We start from the raw sequence: 1,103 nt of genomic DNA on the forward strand, positions 1-1,103 counted from the left end.
CTCGGGCTTGACCCGAGGATCCATGCCGTGACCATCGCCGTGGAACTCTGCGGGGGCCAAATTCTGAGCCGTTGCAATGCCTTAGCGTCACGGCATGGATCCTAGGGTCTGCGCCGCGTCGCTTCGCTCCTTGCTTCGCCCTAGGATGACGAAGCGAGAGGCGCCATCCGAGCTTTTATCGTCTCCGCCACCGTCTTCAGGTGATCCGCCACCGAAAAACCCGACACCGCCTTGCGGGGCTTGAGATCGTGGTCGCCGTCCTCCAGCCAGACCACCTCTATTGCCGCTGACAGCCCGTAGGTCGCGACCTCGTCCCTGGTGCCGAACTCGTCGCGCGTGCCCTGGAAGATCAGCGTCGGGGTCTTCAGGTCGGTGAGATGTTTTGTCCGCAGTTGCTCCGGCTTTCCCGGCGGATGGAAGGGGTAGCCCAGACAAACCAGGCCAGCGATGTCGCCATTGGCAAACATCTCGTCGGCGACCATCGAGGCGACGCGCCCGCCCATCGACTTGCCGCCGATGATGAGCTTGCCGGTCAAGCCTTTGGCGCGCAGATCGGCGATCGCCTTGACATATTCCGGGTTCACCGTCTCGGCGCGCGGCGGCGGCTTGCGATGGCCAAAACGGCGCGCAGCCATGTAGTGGAACTCGAAGCGCGCGACGCGGAAACCGGCGGTGGCGAGAGCCTTGGCGGTGGCGGTCATCGAGGGAGAGTCCATCGCCGCACCCGCGCCGTGCGCGAGCAGGACGGTGACAGGGGCGGAGTCGGGGCCGTCGAAGAGGAAGTAGGTCATCGGGCGGGCTTCCTGGCAAGGCCGCACTCCGTCCCACCCCCCTCTGCGCTGCCGCGCATCTCCCCCGCAAGGGGGGAGATTGGCAGCTTTGGCGCCGCGCCTGACCTCTTACGCTGGCGATTGGCGAAAGCGGACGCGACGGCTGATCTCCCCCCTTGCGGGGGAGATGGCCGGCAGGCCAGAGGGGGGTGCTCAGGCGCGAACATCTCGCTCGCCGGTCATGTGCAAATCCACGAACTGGATTCCCTTCTGCGCCAGTCTTGCCCATTCGGACTCCGCGTCGAGCTCCAGATAGCGCGCCCACAGCCGGCG

Annotated in this window: 1 protein-coding gene; it reads right to left on the reverse strand. The window is 66.1% G+C overall.

Translation table 11 applies throughout. From position 1 onward, the window contains the following. Nucleotides 1-140: 140 nt before the first annotated feature. Nucleotides 141-791 (reverse strand): alpha/beta family hydrolase, encoded by a 651-nt coding sequence (locus EOA60_RS34165; RefSeq protein WP_095824527.1) that lies wholly within the window; start codon nucleotides 789-791, stop codon nucleotides 141-143. Between the last annotated feature and the right edge of the window lie 312 nt (nucleotides 792-1,103).

Origin of the sequence: Mesorhizobium sp. M1A.F.Ca.IN.020.06.1.1 (assembly GCF_004023265.1) — a bacterium.
Taxonomy (GTDB): domain Bacteria; phylum Pseudomonadota; class Alphaproteobacteria; order Rhizobiales; family Rhizobiaceae; genus Mesorhizobium.

Excerpts from the sequence above, each read along its gene's own strand:
- EOA60_RS34165 (WP_095824527.1), bottom strand. The coding sequence starts at position 791 with ATGACCTACTTCCTCTTCGACGGCCCCGACTCCGCCCCTGTCACCGTC.